14 protein-coding genes are annotated in these 18,875 nt (G+C 41.5%); 6 read left to right on the top strand and 8 right to left on the bottom strand.

From position 1 onward, the window contains the following. Positions 1 to 244 precede the first annotated feature (244 nt). Genes recB through QQJ93_RS09305 form a run of 3 tightly spaced genes read left to right on the top strand, consistent with a single transcriptional unit; the run spans position 245 to position 6,798 of the window. Positions 245 to 3,931, top strand: coding sequence for an exodeoxyribonuclease V subunit beta (gene recB, locus QQJ93_RS09315; RefSeq protein ID WP_089122470.1), 3,687 nt, complete (start codon positions 245 to 247; stop codon positions 3,929 to 3,931). Further along, positions 3,931 to 6,309: an exodeoxyribonuclease V subunit alpha gene (recD, locus tag QQJ93_RS09310; protein ID WP_284186080.1), complete on the top strand. Its 2,379-nt coding sequence runs from the start codon at positions 3,931 to 3,933 to the stop codon at positions 6,307 to 6,309. Before recB ends, recD begins: the two co-directional genes overlap by 1 nt. 24 nt (positions 6,310 to 6,333) lie before the next feature. After that, positions 6,334 to 6,798 (top strand): NanQ anomerase/TabA/YiaL family protein, encoded by a 465-nt coding sequence (locus tag QQJ93_RS09305; RefSeq protein ID WP_089122471.1) that lies wholly within the window; start codon positions 6,334 to 6,336, stop codon positions 6,796 to 6,798. A 203-nt stretch (positions 6,799 to 7,001) separates the two neighbouring features. Here the strand turns inward: QQJ93_RS09305 and argA are convergent, their stop codons facing one another. Further along, a complete protein-coding gene (gene argA, locus QQJ93_RS09300; RefSeq protein ID WP_089122472.1) occupies positions 7,002 to 8,339 on the bottom strand; it encodes an amino-acid N-acetyltransferase in 1,338 nt (445 codons plus the stop codon). Positions 8,340 to 8,680: 341 nt separating this feature from the next. Between argA and mltA the strand changes: the two genes are divergently transcribed. The 3 genes from mltA to csdE all read left to right on the top strand — a co-directional run bounded on the left by mltA (position 8,681) and on the right by csdE (position 11,528). Further along, a complete protein-coding gene (gene mltA, locus QQJ93_RS09295) occupies positions 8,681 to 9,763 on the top strand; it encodes a murein transglycosylase A (protein ID WP_089123547.1) in 1,083 nt (360 codons plus the stop codon). A 187-nt stretch (positions 9,764 to 9,950) separates the two neighbouring features. After that, entirely contained in the window at positions 9,951 to 10,766 is an 816-nt protein-coding gene (tcdA, locus tag QQJ93_RS09290; protein ID WP_089122474.1) for a tRNA cyclic N6-threonylcarbamoyladenosine(37) synthase TcdA, read from the top strand. Positions 10,767 to 11,105: 339 nt separating this feature from the next. Continuing rightward, positions 11,106 to 11,528 carry a cysteine desulfurase sulfur acceptor subunit CsdE gene (gene csdE, locus QQJ93_RS09285; protein ID WP_089123548.1) on the top strand — a complete coding sequence of 141 codons (423 nt, stop codon included), beginning with the start codon at positions 11,106 to 11,108 and terminating at the stop codon, positions 11,526 to 11,528. Here csdE and QQJ93_RS09280 read toward each other — a convergent pair. The 7 genes from QQJ93_RS09280 to QQJ93_RS09250 all read right to left on the bottom strand — a co-directional run bounded on the left by QQJ93_RS09280 (position 11,525) and on the right by QQJ93_RS09250 (position 18,715). Next, positions 11,525 to 12,742 carry an aminotransferase class V-fold PLP-dependent enzyme gene (locus QQJ93_RS09280; RefSeq protein WP_284186088.1) on the bottom strand — a complete coding sequence of 406 codons (1,218 nt, stop codon included), beginning with the start codon at positions 12,740 to 12,742 and terminating at the stop codon, positions 11,525 to 11,527. The genes csdE and QQJ93_RS09280 overlap by 4 nt on opposite strands. A gap of 81 nt (positions 12,743 to 12,823) precedes the next feature. Beyond that, positions 12,824 to 13,711, bottom strand: coding sequence for a 2-dehydropantoate 2-reductase (locus QQJ93_RS09275; protein WP_089122475.1), 888 nt, complete (start codon positions 13,709 to 13,711; stop codon positions 12,824 to 12,826). Between the two features lie 133 nt (positions 13,712 to 13,844). Beyond that, the gene (locus QQJ93_RS09270) at positions 13,845 to 14,681 is read right to left on the bottom strand and encodes a nucleoside-specific channel-forming Tsx family protein (protein WP_089122476.1); all 837 of its coding nucleotides are present in this window, start codon (positions 14,679 to 14,681) and stop codon (positions 13,845 to 13,847) included. A gap of 276 nt (positions 14,682 to 14,957) precedes the next feature. Further along, on the bottom strand, positions 14,958 to 16,301 hold the full coding sequence (locus tag QQJ93_RS09265; RefSeq protein WP_089122477.1) for an AmpG family muropeptide MFS transporter: 1,344 nt from the start codon (positions 16,299 to 16,301) through the stop codon (positions 14,958 to 14,960). Between the two features lie 121 nt (positions 16,302 to 16,422). Next, entirely contained in the window at positions 16,423 to 16,965 is a 543-nt protein-coding gene (locus QQJ93_RS09260; protein WP_089122478.1) for a peptidylprolyl isomerase, read from the bottom strand. Beyond that, positions 16,965 to 17,540: a YajG family lipoprotein gene (locus QQJ93_RS09255; RefSeq protein ID WP_089122479.1), complete on the bottom strand. Its 576-nt coding sequence runs from the start codon at positions 17,538 to 17,540 to the stop codon at positions 16,965 to 16,967. Before QQJ93_RS09255 ends, QQJ93_RS09260 begins: the two co-directional genes overlap by 1 nt. 11 nt (positions 17,541 to 17,551) lie before the next feature. Further along, positions 17,552 to 18,715 (bottom strand): methyltransferase, encoded by a 1,164-nt coding sequence (locus tag QQJ93_RS09250; protein ID WP_089122480.1) that lies wholly within the window; start codon positions 18,713 to 18,715, stop codon positions 17,552 to 17,554. Positions 18,716 to 18,875: the final 160 nt, after the last annotated feature.

Below are 18,875 nucleotides of genomic sequence, written 5' to 3'. Positions count from 1 at the left end.
TATCATTAGCAACACTGAGTTAGGAACAATGCCGGTAACGTAAGTAGATCGTTATTAGACGGGTATTACTTTATAAGCCATTGGCCGTGGCCCGATATGGCCGGGATAGTAAGCTGAACATGGCATAAAAAATGTGAGTACATTCTCACAATCTGTTTTGTTTTGCTGTCCAAGACAATTCATGGCGCAAAGTGAGAAATGCCTCACGAAATATCAACGAAGAATTCTAATTAGGACAAAGTTAATGGCGCAATCTCTCAACAGTATGACTTTTCCACTGCATGGTGCTCGCTTAATTGAAGCGTCTGCTGGTACTGGCAAGACGTTTACCATTGCAGCATTATATTTACGTTTATTGCTTGGGCACGGCAAAGATGGCGCGGCACATCAAATACCATTAACCGTTGATCAAATTTTAGTCGTAACTTTTACCGAAGCGGCCACCGCAGAGCTGCGTGGTCGAATTCGCCAACGTATTCATGAAGCTCGTATAGCGTTTTCTCGTGGTGAAACCACCGACCCTGTACTTGAGCCGCTCTTGGCTGAAACGGAAAATAAACAATCGGCAATTGAAATATTACTGCAAGCTGAGCGTCAAATGGATGAAGCGGCGATCTTCACTATTCATGGTTTTTGCCAACGAATGCTCACCCAAAATGCCTTTGAATCGGGGAGTCGCTTTCAAAATGAATTTGTCACTGATGAAAGTCAGTTAAAATTACAGGTGGTAAGCGATTACTGGCGTCGTCATTTTTATCCGTTGCCGACGGTATTGGCCGCGCAAATTCAATCGTTATGGAGTAGTCCTGAGCAGCTATTAAGTGAGGTTGGTCACTACCTGTCAGGCCCAGCGTTAAGTTTTCCGAACATTAAGCTAGATGTCGATTTACCGGTTCTTTATCAGCAGCACCTAGATCGTATTGAAAAGGTGAAGTTGCTTTGGAATGCCAGCCGTAACGATCTGTTTAGATTGATTGATGATTCGGGCATTAAGCGTAACCCATACAATAAAACTCGTCTTCCAGCTTGGTTAGATGAAGTGCATGACTGGGCGGCTAGTGAGCGAATTGATGGCCAAATTTGCGATAAACTAATTCGTTTTGCACAAAGCACGTTAACTTCTGCTACTGATGCTAAAAAAGGTCCAGTCGCTGAAAATGCTGCATTTGTGGCGATCGACGAATTGCTCGACAATCAGCCTGAATTTGATCTGATTTTTAAATATCAAGCGATCCAAGGTTGTCGTCTGTTATTAGCACAAGCGAAACAGCGTCAAGCACAACTGTCTTTTGATGATCTACTCAGTCAGCTTGAGCAAGCGATAGTACAAGATCAAGACGGTTTATTGACTAGCCGTATTCGTCAACTTTATCCAGTGGCCATGATCGATGAATTTCAAGATACTGATCCGCAACAATATCAGATTTTCCGCCAAATCTACTTAAATGCGCCACAAACCGGTTGGTTTATGATTGGTGATCCTAAGCAGGCAATCTATGGTTTCCGTGGCGCGGATATTTTTACCTATATTCAGGCACGTAATGAAGTAACGGAACATTACACCTTAGACACCAATTGGCGTTCAAGTGAAGCGGTGATCCAAGGGGTAAATGGCATTTTCAGTTTTGATGATAGGCCATTTCTCTACGATGATGATATTCCGTTCCTTCCAGTGAAAGCGAGCCCAAAAGCCGACAATATGCATTGGACGATAAATGGTAAAACTCAACCGGCGATTGGTTTATGGCTATACCAACCTGATGCTAGCCAACCTGTTGCGGCGCAAGATTATAATCATCAGATGGCTGAGTACACCGCTTATCAAATTCATTATATTTTGAGTGCTTCCCAGCAGCAACAAGCACAATTTTTTGATAAGAAATCTCAAGCGCATCCGATTCAAGCCGGTGATATTGCGGTGCTAGTGCGTACGGGGCGAGAAGGTAAATTAATTAAAGAAGCATTGGCTAATCAAGGAATTGCCAGTGTTTATCTTTCCAATCGGGACAGCGTGTTTGATAGTGAAGTCGCACAAGATGTATTGCGATTACTGATGGCAGTGGCCAGCCCGAGTGATGAATATTCATTGCGCGCGATTCTTGCCAGTGATTTGTTTGCTTTGAATATGGCGCAACTTGATCAGTTTAATCATGATGAAAATGCTTGGGAAAGCGTAGTCAATGAATTTGAGCAGTACCATCAACTATGGCTAAAGCATGGCGTTTTACCAATGATGCGCGCAGTGATAAGCCAAAGACAGATTGCCGAGCGTTGGTTATTAGAAACTCATGGTGAGCGCAAGTTAACTGACTTACTGCATTTATCCGAATTGGCGCAACAAGCCAGCTTATCTTTAGAAGGGGAAAGTGCACTTATTCGTTGGTTGGCCGAAAATATTGAACAGAACGATGGCGAAATTAGCGAGCAAATTCAACGTTTAGAATCTGAGCGTAACTTGGTGCAAATTATTACTATTCATAAATCAAAAGGTTTGGAATACGACTTAGTATTTCTACCGTTTGCTAATAATTTTAAAGCCGCCAAAGTGGCCAAGTATTATCAAGCCGATAAGCAGCAGACTATTTTAGATTTATCCAAACCCGATGACGGTTTAGCGTTGGCAGAAAAAGAACGCTTAGCCGAAGATCTGCGTTTGCTTTATGTTGCACTTACTCGTGCAGTGTACGGTTGCATTATTGGTCTTGCCCCCTTGAAAAAAGGTAACAGTAAAAAGGATGAATCGACCGCTCATTTAAGTGCGCTTGGCGCGATCCTTCAGCATCATCAAGCCAAAGAAAGTGCTGGTTTAATGGTAGCGTGTCAGCAATTGGTCAACAATGTGACGAGCGTTGAGATGTTGGACTTTCCACAACAACCAAGCGAGCGTTTTTCACCGATTCAAACAGAGCAGCCTAACTTGCAAGCCAAACGCTTCGGTGCTTCGATTGATCGCCAATGGCGTATGACCAGTTATTCAAGTCTGGTTAAACAAGGTCACCATGTCGCGCATAACCAAGGTGAAGCTGCTGATTTTGATGCGGCGATTGATGCTCAAAAGCCGATAGATTCTGATGCAGAGGAAAATAACAGTGTAAAAAGTAGTAGTGAGCTAGAGCCTATCTCGCTTACTGAATTGACTGAGGAAAATAGTGTCGATCCTTGGTCGATGTTTGAGTTTCCACGAGGTGCAAGACCTGGTACTTTCCTGCATACGATTTTCGAAGAGATCGAATTTACCGAGGCAGCAACCAGCCCAGAAAACACTCAGATCATTACCGAACTATTGCAACAAGAGCAATATGATCTGCGCTGGTTACCTGCGATTCAAGCGATGATCACTCAAGTAATGCAAATACCTTTAGATGGTGATGGACTGCGCTTAGGGGATAAAGACTCAACTCAAAGGTTGGTGGAAATGGAATTCTTACTGCCGGTTGAATCATTATTATCTAGTCAGCTTAACCGCTTGGTAAAAGATCATGATGAACTGTCAAAAGTTACTGGTGATTTAGGGTTTATGCCGACGAAAGGTATGTTGAAAGGCTTTATTGATTTAGTTTTTGAGCATCAAGGTAAGTATTACATTTTGGATTGGAAATCGAATCATCTTGGTTATTCGATCGAAGATTATCATCCTGACAACCTTAATCACGCCATGATTGAACATCGTTATGATTTTCAGTATCAAATTTATGCTTTAGCGTTGTACCGTTTCTTAAAGAGTCGGATTGCTAATTACGATTATCAGCAGCATTTTGGTGGTGTGTATTATCTGTTTTTACGTGGTTTTACTGCGAAACAAGATAGTAACCAAGCTCGCCAAGATGAGGGAATAGATGACATCCCTCCTTTATACGGAGTATTTTCAGCTAAACCAAGCGAGGCTTTCTTGCAGCAATTTGACCGCTTATTAGATGGAGAGTTGGCATAATGACCCAGACCATGCAATCGTCAACTGCCGTTGACAATTCAGCACTAGACCTGTTGCTATCACTTGAAAAACTGAACGCAATTCGTGCGATTGACGCCCAGTTTGCTCGCTTTATCCATCAACAATGTTTGTTAAGCCATCACGACGCTAGCCTAAAACTTCGTCAACAAGCGGATCATATCGCGCTACTTTCTGGTCTTGTCAGTTATGAATTTGGCCGTGGTCATATTTGTTTACGCTTAAATGAACTGAATATTCACGAGATCTTATCTTTACCTTTTTGGACTCGCCAATATCCAGAGTTAATAAGCCGTTTTGCTGATGTATTATCTCAATTACAAAGCATAAATTGGTTAACGTTGGTCGAGAAATATGCTGCACAATCTGGTGCAGTGATTGGATTAGCACAAATTAGTCAAGCCAGTTTACAACCACTACCGCTACCATTGCCATTAGTGCTTGAACAAGATCGCCTGTACTTAACTCGCTATTGGCATTATGAATCACGAGTGGCGGATGGCTTTATGGCACGAGCGAAAACATTAAGCATTGAGCCAAATGCGTTTGCGGCGATGAAACAATCGCTCGATGAATTATTTTCTCGTGATTACCATTATCTTTGGGATGGTTTACAAAGTGGTGAACATGTTAGTTTGATTGAACGTCAGCGTTTGGTGTGTGAAATGCTCGATGTCGTACAAACTGATGGGCTAGATTGGAACCGCATTGATGCCGTGGTAACTCAAGCGCAGCAAGTTGAACAGCTTAATGAACTTGATACCTTAGTGCCTTTATCTGTGTGTTTGAACTGGCAAAAAGTGGCTGCGGCTGTGGCGTTAACTCGCCAATTTTCTGTGATTTCTGGAGGACCGGGAACCGGTAAAACTACTACGGTTGCCAAATTGTTGGCTGCATTAATTACTCAATCTCAGCAGCGATTAGTTTCACAGCAATCATCTTCACAAGCATCGAGCACCAAACAAGTACCCATTATTAAATTAGTGGCACCAACTGGTAAAGCCGCCGCGCGTTTGACGGAGTCAATTGGGTTGGCTATTGAACAATTACCAGTCAGCGATGAGATCAAAGCTATGATGCCGGCGCATTCCAGTACTATCCATCGTTTGTTAGGCGCTAGACCCAATACGGTTGAGTATAAATACAATCAATCGAATCGATTACATTTAGATATCTTAGTGGTCGATGAGGCTTCTATGGTCGATTTGCCTATGATGTTCCGGTTGCTGCAAGCGTTACCGAGTCATGCTCGTTTGATCTTACTTGGTGATAAAGACCAATTAGCTTCGGTTGAGGCTGGGGCAATTCTAGGCGATATCTGCCAGTTTACTTCGTTAGGCTATCAAGCTGAGTTTAGCCATATTCTTGCTGATCTAACCGGTTATCAGGCACTGGTTGATGCTGATGCTCCGAAAAGCAACGAAATTGCCGATAGCCTATGTATGCTGCAAAAAAGCTATCGCTTCCATGCGCGATCTGGGATCGGACAACTGGCAAAAGCGATTAATGCTGGATCAGTGAAACAAGTGGAAAAGGTTTGGCAACAAGGGTTTGAAGATATTCATTTGCATGTTATTAAAGCGCCTTTATCAAGTAGTCACTCTTTAACTGATGACTCCTTAGAAAGCCTAGATCTTGCTCAAGCACAAAGTACGTTATGTCAGATGATGACAGACTCTTATTTACCTTATTGCCAGCAGCTCAACCAATCCCTCAATTCGGATGGTTGCTCTGCCATTCAAGGGGATTTATTTGCTCCGTTGGATGCGCCAACCAAAGCTATGATGGAACAAAAAGCTCAAGCCGTCTTAAAAGCTTTTTCTCAAGCGAGATTATTATGCGCAGTACGAGAAGGAGAATTTGGAGTGGAGAGTATGAACCAATTAGTAGAAGGTTCATTGGCTCGCAATAAGTTAATCAACCCAGTTGAAAATGAGCTTTGGTATGTTGGCAGGCCAGTGATGATTAGTCAAAATGATAGCGCACTAGGGCTACACAATGGTGATATCGGTATTTGTCTATTAGATGAAAGTGATGAAATACCACGGTTACGTGTATTTTTTGAAATGCCCGATGGGCGAATTAAAGGGGTATTGCCGAGCCGAGTACCTAAACATGAATTAGCCTTTGCAATGACAATTCATAAATCACAAGGCAGTGAGTTTGCTCACACTGTGATGCTATTGCCGAATAAAATGAATCAAATTTTAACCCGAGAGTTAATTTATACAGGTGTGACGCGAGCTAAATCACGGTTAGATTTATTTGCTAACCCTGCGATTTTGGCACAAGGTGTTAGTGTAAAAACCCTACGTTCTAGCGGGTTAAGTGATAAACTAATAAAATATATACCCAAATAATAAACAAAATAGTGAAGGTGAAGCATGTTTTTTGGCAACGTTGACCGTTTGGAGTGGAGTTCTATTCTCCCTGACACATTTTTAAATTATATCCACCAAGCTTTGAAAATAGCACAAGATAACCAAGAAAATGGTCGTTATGATATTGATGGAGATAACGTTTTTTGTTTTCTAATGACACCTGAAACAGAATATGTTGAAAGTCGTAAAACCGAAATTCACCGTGATTATCTTGATATTCAAATCGTGCTAGAAGGTGAAGAAACCTTTGGTTATTCGATAGAAACGCCGCAAGCTTTACTCGACAAACCTGATTACGAAAATGATGTATTACTATTTAATGAAGTGAGCAACGAAAGCTTTATCTCATTAAAAGGTGGGGATTTCATTATTTTCTACCCTGGTGAATCTCACCGCCCACAATGTGCGACACGTGAACCAATGACGGTAAGAAAAGCGGTTGTGAAGGTGCATAGGGAGTTGATATAAATCGGTTCCTAGTTCCTAGTTCCTAGAGGCGAGTTTCGAGGACACTACGTTCGGGAGCCGAAGAGCTTAATACTTTAAGTGATACGTATTGCTTGTAAGTTCTTTTCGCAACACGAAGCGAAGCGCTCCCGCATCTCGAAACCTTCTCTCTTTGGCTTTTCTAGCAGCGCAGCGAATCTAGGAACTAGCCCCTAGAAACCTATTTATATTTTCAACACCAATATCTTCGACTTACGTTGGTAATTATATAAACCACGTTTTTCCATTGGCAGCGAATCAACCCCCACCTCTTCAAATCCTTGTTCACGAAACCAATGCAAGCTGTGTGTCGTTAAGACAAATAGTTTATTAATGCCCATTGTTTTTGCTTCTTGTCGCATGTGATTAAGTAGCATCACCCCACGATCGCCATCTCGATAATCTGGATGAATGGCCACACAAGCCATTTCTGCCATTTTATCTTCGGTGTAGGGATAAAGCGCTGCGCAGCCGATGATTAAGCGATCTTTCTCAATAATGGTGAATTGGTGGATTTCTTGCTCGAGTTGCTCACGTGAGCGGCGTACTAAAATCCCTTGCTCTTCTAAAGGCTGAATTAAATCAAGAATACCGCCAATATCATGAATTTGTGCATTGCGAGTTTGCTCAGCACTCGCCATTACCACTTGAGTGCCTATGCCATCAAAAGAAAACAGTTCTTGCAGTAGTGCACCATCTTCCTTGTAGCTGACTAGATGACAGCGTGGTACGCCAGCTCGACAAGCAGTTAATGCACCACGTAAAAATCGGAAAGTGCCGCTGGTGTAGCCGCTTTCGGTATCTTGTTTTTGTTCTATTTCTTGCAATAGTTTTTCTGCACAACTAGGGAAGAGTTCAGGAATCACTCGACCATCTTGTGCAAGTATGCCTTGCTCAGAACAAAAACCAATCAACTTATAAGCTTTCAATCGAATGGCCGTTTGAGTGGCGACATCTTCATACATCAAGTTAAAGCTTTCTCCAGTCACTGAACTGGCAATTGGGCCTACCACGACAATAGAACCCATATCCAACATACGATTAATAGCATCAGTATCGATACGGCGTACTTTACCGCTATGGCAATAATCGACCCCATCATCGACGCCTAGTGGTTGGGCGATCACGAAATTACCACTGACCACATTGAGTTGAGTCCCTTGCATCGGGGTATTGTTTAAGCTCATGGAAAGACGAGCCGTTAAAGCAAGCTGTAGCCGACCAGCTGCTTGCATAGCAAGATTAAGTGCAGACTCATTCGTTACTCGAATGCCTTTATGATATTGCGATTCACAATGATTATTTTGTAAATTGTCGTTGATTTGCGGGCGTGCGCCATAAACCAATACAATACGCACACCGAGGCTGTGCAGTAGTGCGATGTCATTAATGATGTTATCGAAATTGGAATCGGTAAATACTTCGCCACCGAGCATGAAGACCATGGTTTTTCCGCGGTGAGCATTTAGGTAGGGGGCAGATTGGCGGAATCCTTTAACTAAAGCTGTACTACGTAACTTCACAACACCTACTCCTTGGTTTTTTATGCTTAAATAATGACTAATAATTCATTTAATGGCAATAATTATTTATCCAATATAGTTGGTGAATTTATCATCATTAATAATGACCGAGAATTTGTTGAAAAGTTGACAAAGATTATGATCTCATCTGTATGCTGTTTGTTTGATGATTTTTCTATTGAAACCTTTATGTTGAAAGATGTTTCAATAGGTGGTTTTTGACTTGTGTGGCATGATTAACTTTGTCATTCTTCGGACGTTTCTTTTTATCTAATTGGTGATTTTTCGTGTTTAATTCACTTGGTGTTTCTCGCCCATTTTTTTCTTTTCAGGCAAAGCCTATTTTAACTCGAACTTTAATGTTGAGTTCAGCGTTAATCTTATTTGGGTGTGCTCAACCCACTGAACGTGGACAGCAATATTTGGATGGTAAATTAGATACCACCTTAGAACATGTTGATAAGATTAAAACAGATGCGCCACGAGATTTTAATACCTTTGCTGCACAAGCTGAAAAGGTAGAAGAAACCTCACCATCGTTGAAAGCTAAGTATCAAAATTTATATGCACAATTAAAAGTGTGGGCGCAAGAAAGTGGTGACCCTAGCCAGCTTGCTAAATATGGGGTTGATGTTAAACAGTTAGCGGGCGCGGATAAAAAAGGCAATATTTTGTTTACGGGATATTTCTCACCTGTAATTGAAATGCGTCATACCCCAGATCACTTATTCAAATACCCCGTTTATGCGAAACCTCAATGTGGCTCCGTGTGTCCCACTCGTGCGCAAATCTATGACGGTGCTCTAGAAGGTAAAGGCTTAGAGCTTGGTTATGCATCGAATATGATTGATCCATTTTTGATGGAAGTTCAAGGCAGTGGTTTTGTGCATTATGCGGATAATGATGAATTAGACTACTTTGCTTATGCAGGTAAAAATAATCACCCTTACGTTAGTATTGGACGAATCTTGATAGAGCGAGGCATTATTCCGAAAGAAAAAATGTCGATGAAAGCAATCAAAGAATGGGTGGCGGAAAATGATAGAGCTACCGTGCAAGAAGTATTAGAACAAAATCCATCTTATGTATTCTTTGAACGTCAAGCGACCGCTGATGTAGTAGGGGCGGCGGGCATTCCTTTGTTACCAATGGCATCAGTTGCTGGTGACCGCAGTATTTTCCCAATGGGCACCCCAATTCTAGCCGAAGTCCCTCTACTGGATGCCAATGGCAAATGGACGGGTGTTCATGTACTTAAGCTTCTGATTGTGCTTGATACCGGCGGTGCGGTGAAAGGTGGCCACTTAGACTTATATCATGGCATGGGTGCACGTTCTGGCATTGCCGCAGGACATTATCGTCACTTTGGCCGAGTATGGAAGTTAGATTTAACTGCGCCACCGTTGCAGATTCCGGAGAATTAGAACCGGGTTGCTAGTTCCTGGTCCCTAGTTTCTAGGAAAAGCAAAAGCGTATCTCGTGGCTAGGGCTGAGTGCTTGTTGTTACGAGATGCGTTCGGCTTTTTCTAGCAGCGAAGCGAGCCTAGGAGCTAGGAACTCGAAACCTTATCCTCTATAATGCGCATCTTTTGAATTTTGCGGTAACTTTCTATGAAAACACTTCCTCCTGCTTCTGATAGCTACAACCAACGCTTTGGCGGTACGCGCCGTTTGTATGGTAATAGCGAAGTAGATATTTTACGCGCCGCTCATGTGTGCGTGGTGGGAATTGGTGGAGTAGGCTCATGGGCCGTTGAAGCATTAGCTCGTACTGGTGTCGGTGAATTAACCTTGATCGATATGGATGATGTTTGTGTCACCAATATCAATCGTCAAATTCACGCATTAAATGGTACTGTTGGGCAGAGTAAAATCGAAGTGATGGCTGAGCGTGTTGCTTTGATTAACCCTGAATGTAAAGTCAATTTGGTGGATGATTTTATTACGCCAGATAATGTTAGCCAATACATCAGTAAAGAGTTTGATTATGTGCTCGATGCGATTGATAGCATTAAACCAAAAGCAGCATTATTGGCCTATTGTCGCAGTAATAAAATTAAAGTGATTACGACTGGTGGTGCTGGTGGACAGACCGATCCAACGCAGATTCAAATTGCTGATTTGACTAAAACGATCCAAGATCCATTAGCTAAAAAATTAAAAGATACGTTGCGACGCCATCATAATTTCAGCAAAAATCCGCAACGTAAATTTGGCATTGATTGCGTGTTCTCAACCGAGCATCTGAAATATCCTCAAGCGGATGGTAGTGTCTGCGCGACTAAATCAACGGCTGAAGGCCCAAAACGTATGGATTGTGCCAGTGGTTTTGGCGCAGCAACAGTCGTGACGGCAACCTTTGGTTTTGTCGCGGTGTCACGAATTGTTGAGAAGTTGATTCAGAAGTATAAAGTTCCTAGTTCCTAGTTCCTAGTTCCTAGTTCCTAGTTCCTAGTTCCTAGTTCCTAGTTCCTAGTTCCTAGTTCCTAGTTCCTAGTTCCTAGTTCCTAGTTCCTAGTTCCTAGTTCCTAGTTCTTAGGGCTACGTTTCTCGGAGGCTCGGGCGATTCACTGCTCGTAGCTAGAAAGAGCAAAGCGTGAAAGTAATCATTTAAAAAATCCAATATTAGCCGTCATCCTGAAAAGCGACGAAGGAGCGTAGTTCAGGATCTCCAACCACGATTTGAGATTCAAAGTGTTGTAGGAGATTCCAAACAGCTCGTACCTCACTTTTGGAATGACGGTTTTAAAATGCGAGATCGAATTTATGCCCCATCCTTTTGGTAACACCATCACAGCGCAAGATATCATTGAGACCATGTCTAGCTTTACAAGCTGGGAAGAGCGTTATCGTCAGGTGATCATGTGGGGAAAATCACTGCCTAAAATGCATGACGAGTTAAAGCAAGAGCAGCTTTTAGTTTCAGGTTGTGAAAGCAAAGTATGGCTAGTATCAGAGTTTGATGGTGAGCTTTGGAACTTTCAAATCGATTCAGATGCACGAATTGTACGTGGTTTAATTGCTTTGGTATTGGCGGCTTTTCATTTGAAAACGACCGCTGAGATTAAAGCTTTCGATACACAGGCATATTTTGCAAAACTAGGGTTGATTGATCATTTAAGCCCATCACGTGGTCATGGGCTTAAAGCTATTGTTGAACAAATTCAGCAATTAGTTGAGCAAAGTTAAAGAAGAGCGATAGCTTTATTTAAGCCTACCAACAACATATCAATATCTTTATCATTGTTATAGATCCCTAAAGAGACTCTTACTGTTCCGTTGATCCCTAGTGCGTCCATGAGTGGGTGTGCACAATGATGGCCTGAACGAACAGCAATACCTTGTTGATCGAGTAGTGTTGCAATATCGTTGTGATGAATATCTTCACCATCAAGCTGTAAGGTAAAACTCACGACACTGGCATTGGGTTGTAAGCCAACAATGCGTAAACCATCAATTTTATTTAATCCAATGACGAGTTGGTTGAGTAGTTGTTTATAATGCGCTTCTATTTGTTGCTTATCAAATTGATTTAACCATTCAATTGCTGTCGCTAAGGCAATGGCACCAGCCACATTTGGGGTTCCGGCTTCGAATTTTCCCGGTAGTGCGGAGTAAGATGTTTGCTCAAAACTCACCTTTTCTACCATTTTACCGCCACCGTGCCATACAGGCATCGATTCTAAAATAGACTGCTTTCCATATAATACTCCGACTCCAGTAGGCGCATAGAGTTTATGCCCAGAGAAAATATAGAAATCACAGCCTAGTGCTTGAACATCAATACTTTCATGCACTATGCCTTGCGCGCCATCAATGACAGCAATTGCTCCAATTTTATGGGCAAGCTCAATGATTTTTTCAATAGGTTGACGAGTCGCGGTGACATTGGTGATGTGCGCTGCGGCAACAATTTTGGTCTTTGCACTTAAAAGTGTTTGGTAGGCTTGCATATCCCATTGGCAATTTGAGGTCATTGGTACTTTTACCACTTTAGCGCCAGTTTGCTCTGCGACGATCTGCCACGGCACTATATTGGCATGGTGCTCCATTTCTCCAACTAGAATCTCATCGCCCGCTTGAAGAGTGCTGCGAGCATAGGTTTGAGCAATTAAGTTGATCGCTTCGGTTGCCCCTCGGGTCCAAATAATTTCTTTACTTGAATGAGCATTAATAAAGTGTTGAACACATTCACGAGCTTGCTCAAACTTTGTTGTAGCTTGAGCGGTTAAGCTGTGGGTACCACGATGAACGTTGGCATTTTGCTTGGTGTAATAGTGACTAATGGCATCAATAACACATTTAGGTTTTTGTGTGGTCGCGGCGCTATCAAGGTAAACCATTGACGTATCATTGCTAAGAAAAGGGAATTGTTGGCGAATCGCCTGAATGTCAAAGTGCACTTTACTCAAGATGTCTTACCTTGCTCAAAATAAGGGAGGATGAGTATAGAATAAATAGAGGCTGGCTTAAACTCGAAACCGCTACTTCTCTAACTGCTTAATTTTCTTAAATAGCCGTTGATGGTTTGGCATATCAATAGCATAACGTTGTGCTTGTTTGAGTAGAAATCCAGTAATGAACTCAATTTCAGTGGGGCGCTTGTGGTGAATATCTTGGTGCATCGATGAGAAATTATCGCTAGTGGCAATCATCACTTGTTTAATCCTGTCAGATAGATCGTTTAATGATTGGTTTTGTCCTACCGCTTGCATCACTTGATGGCACTCATTAATTAAGCTCTTAACTTCTGTCTGGTATTGAGATTGAAGCAATTCACCATTTTTGCATTGGTAAATTGCGGTCATCGGATTAATAACACAATTGATGGCTAATTTTTTCCATAAAGCCGATTGAATATGGTTGTGCCACATTACCTTAGGTAGGGCAGAATCTAGCTCTTGAATGATCGAGTCTAGTTGAGCTGTTAACTTTTCTGTCTCTCGATATGCCCCAATAAAGGTTTGACCAATACCGGTATGTTTTACTTGTTGCGAGTTTGGTTTAAAAGCGGCTTGAGTCGTGGTGGCTAAAAATAAAGGGTGCTGATTCCACTGCTCACTCAGTTGGTCAAGCGCGCCCATACCATTGTGAAGAAAAATAAGCGGTATTTTGGTCGGTAAGTAGGTAAATAAAGGCTCTATAGCCTGTTTTACTTGAGTAGATTTCACTGTGATGATGATAGCTTGGCAAGTGCTGAGTTGAGTTAGGTCATTGGCTGGAATCTCGAACTTCGCTTGCTGATCAAGTGAAATTGAAATGGAACGCTGTGAGTGATCGCGAGTGATTGCGAGTACATCATGTCCATCTTGCTGCAATTTAGTTGCCCATAATGAACCTAGTGCGCCAATGCCAACGATACCAATCTTCATTCGTTTTCCATTTCTATTTGCTATATCTGAAGCTTAGTTTATCGCAAATAGTAAAATGGCGCAGACTGAATATTCAACCTGCGCCATCAGTAGCTTAGCAATAGTCTAAATCAAGCAACTAAGTTGCCAGTGATTAGAACTTGTAAGTTACGTCGAAGTAGTGTGTTACACCGCTTGATTCCCAGTTACCAGCAAAACCATTAGCTTCGCCATCTTCTAGGCCATATACGTTATAGTAAGCTTTTAAGCCATAACCCACCGCGTAATGCTCGCTGTGCCAGTAGATACCATTGAACATTGCACCACCGTTACTTGTAGTACCTTGCTCTGAGTCATCCATACCAAATTGGTAATCAAGGTAACCTTGGTATGAAATGAATGAGCCGTTTTCAAAGTGGTAGAATGGTTTAAACCAGTTAGTTGAGATTTGGCCACCATTCCAATCATTTTTGTTTGAATCGTAAGTTGCGTATAGGTTTAAGCCCATTTTACCAAACCAAGGCACATTGATGTCAGAACCTAGACCAACTTTTTGGGTATTAACGCCAGAGGCCGTATTTTGGCCACCATCCCATTCCATTAAGGTCGCTACATATAGCTCTTGAACTGGGCCGAAAGATAAGTCGTAACCTGTCATTGCATCGATAGACATACGAGGCGCAAACTTCATGAATATTTTATCTGCTTCGCCATTTTTCTTATCGTTATGGTCGTCATTGCCACTTAATAAGTTAAATACATCAACGTAGCCGTATAGATCAAAGATACCTGAGCGACCACCAAATTCCATTTCTAGATAATCATGACCTGTAGTTGTATCTAGCGATGTTTGAGGTTTTTCATTTAACGCATACATCAAGTTAAATTGAAGAAACTTATAGTCATTCTTATGAATGTCATCTGAGTAGTCTGCAGCTAAAACTGGCGCTGACGCAGCAACAAGACTAAGAGCTAAAAGTGTTTTACGCATGAGTGAGGCTCTCTTTTAATCTAAGTTAAATTTATAGGTACACCGATTAATGGTGTGGGCTTTAAGTGGCGCAGATAATATCCGTTTCCCTCTCATTTGTAAGTGATAAAACCTGCAAACCAAAAAATAAATTGTGATAAATGTCACATTGTTTGAATGTTTGATGGAACTAGTTGTCAAAAGCTGTGCAGATTTTTGAGTTTAGAACAAAAAAACGCCAAGGCAAGCGGTTGCCTTGGCGTTTATTCATGCTTAGTTAATGAAATGGTTCAGGCGTTATTGTTGATTACGCGCTTTTTCTAATAGGTCATGAAAATAGTGGCGTAAGGCATAAAGCATAATCAAGCTTGGGATCACCATTATCGCGGTAATAACAAAAAACAGCGGCCAGCTATTCAAACTATCCGCCAATTCACCACTGAATGAGGCTAGAGTCGTTCGGCCAAAGTTACCCAATGAAGCCAGTAATGCATATTGGGTCGCTGAGAATGCTTGTCCAGTTAATACGGTTAAGAAAGAGACAAATGCCACTGTTGAGAATGCAGTAGTGAAGTTATCGACTAATACTGTCGCAAGCAGTAGGTGTTCATTAGGGCCAACTGAGGCAATCCAAGCAAACATTAAGTTGCTGCTTGCCATAGCAATACCGCCCATCATTAACCCTTTTACGATACCAAAGCGAACATTGAACATACTACCAACAAAGGTAAACAACATGGTTGCGCCCCAGCCGATCAGTTTTGAATACTCACCGATTTGTTCATTGGTAAAGCCGATTTCTTTATAAAAGACAATCGACATGCGGCCAAGAAAAGCTTCGCCAATTTTGAATAGGAAAACAAATAGCAATAAGGTGATGGCGACACCAACACCATTGCGACGGAAGAAATCAAGAAAAGGCTCAACAACGGTTACCGTAAGCCAAGCCGCGACTTTTGAATTAACAACTTTTGCATGGCGTTTTTCTGCTTGATGTTGCAGTTGATCACGCTGAGTTTCAGGTTCACCAGTCAGTAAAGTGAACAGCATCAAGAGTACGATTACTAAGGTCATGCCATAATAGACATCGTTCCAGCCATAAGTATCAGCATTGGAAAAAGCGAGGTAACCGGGAAGAGAGTAGCCTGTCCACCAACCTATTACTGCCATTGCTGATGCTTGTGGTAGTTTACTATTGTTACTCTTAGGGAAGCTATCGATACGAAAAGCATCAATGGCAATATCTTGAGTAGCGGAAGCCGTTGAGATTGCCAATGCAAACGCTGAAATTAAAATTAAGTTATTACCAGGGTTTAAACCTGCTAAGAAGAAGGTGCAGATTAGCATCATGGCTTGGCATAAAAAAATCCAACTACGTCGCTGGCCTAGCCATTTGTGAAGTAGCGGGATTTTTACTCGGTCAATTAACGGTGCCCATAAAAAGTTAATCGCATAAACTGCAAAAACAGCGCCAAAATAGCCAATCGTTGCACGGTTGAGGCCTGCATCACTGAGCCAGCCTGACATGTTTGAGCCAATTAATACCCAAGGAAAACCGCTAGAGCAACCTAACATGAACACCCACAATAAACGCTTATCTAAGTAGGTTTGTATAGTTGCCTTCCAGGTCATAGAGGCCATGAGTTTCTCCTTGGTTGTACTTGGCTATGCTAAAAAGTAAATCAATATGCTGCATAGAAAAATCAGCCATCATATAAAGATGGCTGAATAGGTCATTGTTTTGTCATTATTTTGAGATTGGTTATTTTACCGTGACTTTAGTGATGAAAATCGGTGTGATAGGTACATCTTTCATCATACCTAGTGAGCGAGTTGGTTTTTGACCCATTGCTCTAACAACATCAAAACCTTCTGTGACTTTACCAAATACTGCATAACCGGCAGAGTTACGAGAGAAGTTTAAAAAGTCGTTATCGTTCAGGTTGATGAAAAACTGACGAGTGGCTGAATTCGGATTGTTAGTACGTGCCATCGCCACCGTTGCGGTTAAGTTTTCAAGTCCGTTGCTTGCTTCATTACGAATTGGTGCATAGCTTGAACGCTCATTCATATCTTTATCAAAGCCACCACCTTGTGCCATAAAGCCAGGAATTACACGGTGAAATTGAGTGCCCACATAACTACCATCATTAACGTATTTTAGAAAGTTTTCTACAGTAATAGGCGCTTGTTTTTGGTTAAGTTCGATAGTGAAATTACCAATAGTGGTTTCAAACTCAACGCTTGGTGCAGCAAAGCTTGTTGCACTAAATAACATCAGTAATCCAAATAAGATTTTTTTCATTAAAAGTTACCTTTCATATACTTTGTTAGTTCTGAATCTTTGGCAATGGTGGTTAATACACGGCTTGATACGCGGTTAATCACTTCTTCAATATCTGTTTTATCTGCGGTAAATGAACCTGATTTGGTGCCTGAACCGGTATAAGTACGAACAAACTTACCGTTAGGTGTCTCAGCGGTGATTTTTAGTGTCACTTTACCTTCAATATCGTATTTTACTGGTGCTTGGCTTACGGTCGCTAGCGCATCAACTACTTGTACATTAACAATGTTGTTGCTGTTTTTGGTCATGGTAAAGCCTTGCGAGAAGAACTGTTGATAAACCGCTGCTTCATAGGCTTTACGCACATTTTGTTTTGCGTGCATAGGTTGAGCTTGTTCTTCACCATCATGCTTGATTACGGCAATAAATTGCGCACTGCGAATATCTTGGCTAGTGAGAGTAAAGGCTAAACCATCAGTCACTTTACTTGAGCTAAGTGTTGAAGATGGCGTGAGGTTAATCAAATCAGTCTGAGAAACACTGGCACAAGCCGTTAACACCAAAGCGGCGCATAACATAATCAGCTTTTTCATCTTGTATATCCTTATTTAATATTCGGTTTTTTATTTAAATCGTTGTTTTTAATCGCTTCTATAATGACGAACTTATTATTTTCCGCCACGATTGTCACTTGTTGATGACCAAACAAGCGCGATAACTTGGTTGGATATTCTAAGTGTCGATTCCCTACGACCAGCAATTTACCATTATGGTTCAATGCATCTTTGGCATCGCAAAACATTTGCCAAGCAATATGATCGGTAATGGTGTTGTTTTGATGGAAAGGAGGGTTACATAATATAAGGTAGCTACTGTTGTCTTTCATACCATCTAAACAGTTATTAGCGATAACTTGAATGTTTCTATCTGGGCCTAGATTCTTTTCTAAATTTTTCTGTGCTGAGGCCACTGCCATAAAGCTTTCATCAATACTCGTAATTCTCGCTTGAGGGTTAAGTTGACCAGCTTTGATAGATAACACTCCGTTACCACAACCAAGATCAATGATGTGTCGTAATTCTTCATCAACCGGAATATGTTCCAGCATGAATCTTGCGCCGAGATCTAAGCTTTCACCTGAATAGACATTGGCATAGTTAGATAAGACGATATCTTCATTGTCTACTTGCCATTCACATTCTGCTGGTACAGGAGTGATAGGGTGGCAATTGGCTTGCGAAAAAACTAAGCGGTGTTTTTTCCAAGCCAATGAGGTTTTAGTTTCACCTAAGTATTTCTCAAACAAATTAAGAGTAGATGTATGGATTTCTTTGGCTTTATTTACTCCAATGATTGAGCAGTTTTCTGAAAGAGAATTACGTAATTGAGATAGCTGCCAAGTTAGTAAGCGATTACTTTTTGGTAGCTGCATTAATACTAAGTCAACTTGTTGAGGGATCTCTTGCAAGCAATTTAAAAATTGGATTTTAGGGCATTTATTCCGCTGTAAATTTCTTAGAGTACCTTTGTGGGAAATAAATGAATCGCTCATCATTGTGACGTTATGTTGTGCTGAGAACCAACATGAGAGCGCACCAAAGTGGTCGTTGAGAATGAGGATGTTTTGACCCGCAGGGAGAGCCATTTCTTCTACATGATTAATCAAATATTCATCGCCAGCATCCCAAGCTTGTAATGTTTCATTGGCACGTTTAGGAAAGCGGGACAAGGTTAAGGTGCGATCATGTAATATTAATTCAGTCTTCATACTTTATCTTTATTCTGTGTCTTAAGGCACTTCAGGTGTTGTATTGTCGCAGAAGGTGTTTGAACAAGATAGTAGAAACATAGTTATACCCAAGTAATTTCAAGATACGGAATTCAGAGCTATCATTTAAACCTTTAGGCAAGGAAGATTGGGGAAGGAA

Source organism: Vibrio algivorus (assembly GCF_030161215.1).
Taxonomy (GTDB): Bacteria; Pseudomonadota; Gammaproteobacteria; order Enterobacterales; family Vibrionaceae; genus Vibrio; species Vibrio algivorus.
This window is presented reverse-complemented; position numbering and strand designations above follow the sequence as displayed.